The sequence below is a fragment of the Pseudoalteromonas sp. SWN29 genome, from assembly GCF_015864465.1.
Lineage (GTDB): Bacteria > Pseudomonadota > Gammaproteobacteria > Enterobacterales > Alteromonadaceae > Pseudoalteromonas.
The window spans coordinates 1-558 of sequence record NZ_JADYXE010000176.1 but is presented as its reverse complement, the minus strand read 5'-3'; the positions used below and the strand labels follow the sequence as shown (position 1 = coordinate 558).

Here is a 558-nt window from a genome sequence, read left to right as displayed (position 1 = left end):
CAAAGCTTTGGCTAAAGTGGAAGAAATTTGGATTAAATCAAGTCACGATGAGTTACCTATTCAAGGATGGATTGCTTACCCACCAGAATTTGACAGCAGCAAAAAATATCCGCTAATACTAGAAATACATGGCGGTCCAGTAGCTAATTACGGTCCACACTTTAGCGCTGAAATTCAGCTGTTTGCAGCCAAAGGAAATGTGGTTTTATACATGAACCCACGTGGCAGTGATTCATACGGTAAAGAGTTTGCACAAACTATTCATCATAATTATCCAAGTAACGATTTTGATGACTTAATGACTGGCGTTGATGCGCTAATAGCGAAAGGCTTTATTGACGAGTCTAAATTGTTTGTAACCGGTGGTTCTGGCGGTGGTGTATTAACAGCTTGGATTGTAGGTCATACCGATCGCTTTGCTGCGGCTGTAGTTGCTAAGCCTGTTATTAATTGGATCAGCTTTGTACTAACTGCCGATTTTTACCCGTTTTTTGCTGATTACTGGTTTCCGGGTAAACCGTGGGATCACATTGAGCATTACATGAAGCGCTCGCCTAT

At 41.6% G+C, this 558-nt stretch carries 1 protein-coding gene; it reads left to right on the top strand.

The window, feature by feature from the left end; all coding sequences use genetic code 11:
• Positions 1 to 558, top strand: a 558-nt coding sequence (locus I6F53_RS20365) for a prolyl oligopeptidase family serine peptidase (protein ID WP_197240970.1), incomplete at both ends; no start/stop codon positions are given.